The sequence below is a fragment of the Thermanaerothrix sp. genome, from assembly GCA_026417795.1.
Lineage (GTDB): Bacteria > Synergistota > Synergistia > Synergistales > Synergistaceae > Thermanaerovibrio.
Map to the genome: position 1 here is coordinate 1 of JAOACP010000102.1, position 1,345 is coordinate 1,345.

Sequence of the window (1,345 nt, forward strand, 5' to 3'; positions counted from 1 at the left end):
GGGCTTCGCCGTCTTCGTGGAGTGGCTGAACCTCAGGGCGGGGCTAAGGGGCGAGCCCGTAAAGCTCCACCAGCCCTACGAGGAGGAAGGGTAAAATCGGTCCGGAGGTGGTCCTATGGAATACCGGATTGAGCGGGACACCATGGGCGAGGTGAAGGTGCCGGCGGACAAGTACTGGGGAGCCCAGACCCAGCGCTCCTTGGAACACTTCAAGATCGGGGCCTGGCGCTTCCGCATGCCCACGGAGGTCATAAGGGCCTACGGGATGTTAAAGAAGGCCGCCGCCAGAGCCAACCTAGAGCTGGGGGAGCTTCCCGAGGAGATCGCCAAAGCCATCATCCAGGCGGCGGAGGAAGTGGTCCAGGGCAAGCTGGACGAGCACTTCCCCCTAGTGGTCTTCCAGACGGGTTCGGGCACCCAGACCAACATGAACGTGAACGAGGTCATCGCCAACCGGGCCTCGGAAATTTTGGGCAAGCCCTTGGGGAGCAAGTACGTCCACCCCAACGACCACGTGAACCGGGGCCAGAGCTCCAACGACACCTTCCCCACCGCCATGTACGTGGCCACCGCCTTGGCGCTCCACCAAAGGCTTTACCCGGCGGCGGAAGCCCTCATCGCCACCTTTGAGGAAAAGGCCAAGGCTTTTGACCACGTCGTCAAAACCGGGCGCACCCACCTCATGGACGCCGTGCCCATCACCTTGGGGCAGGAGGTGGGAAGCTGGGCGGCGCAGCTTAAAAACACCCTCGCCATGGTGAAGGAGGCGGAAAAGGGCCTCCACAACCTCGCCATCGGCGGCACCGCCGTGGGCACGGGCCTCAACGCCCACCCCCGCTTTGGAGAGCTGGTGGCCAAGTACCTGGCGGAGGAAACGGGCCTTCCCTTTAGGGTAGCGGAAAACCGCTTCGCCGCCTTGGCCGCCCACGACGAGCTGGTCCAGGTGATGGGGGCCTTGCGCACCCTGGCCGGGGCCCTGATGAAGGTCGGAAACGATATCCGCTGGCTGGCCTCGGGGCCATATGCGGGCATCGGGGAGATCTTCATCCCCGCCAACGAGCCCGGCTCCTCCATCATGCCCGGCAAGGTGAACCCCACCCAGGTGGAGGCCCTCACCATGGTGGTGGTGCGAATCTACGGTAACGACCTCACGGTGGCCTTCGCGGGAAGCCAGGGGAACTTCCAGCTCAACGTCTACAAGCCGGTCATGGTGGACGCCGCCCTGGAGTCCATCACCCTCCTGGCGGACGCCATGGCCTCCTTCAACGAGCACCTGGCCCAGGGGATTGAGCCCAACCTGGAGCGGATCGCGGAGCACCTGGAGAAAAACCCCATGCTGGCCACC

1 protein-coding gene is annotated in these 1,345 nt (G+C 64.3%); it reads left to right on the forward strand.

Annotated elements, in window-relative coordinates; genetic code table 11:
* Positions 1–115: 115 nt before the first annotated feature.
* The coding region (locus N2315_09385; GenBank protein MCX7829382.1) for a class II fumarate hydratase at positions 116–1,345 on the forward strand (1,230 nt) is incomplete at its 3' end.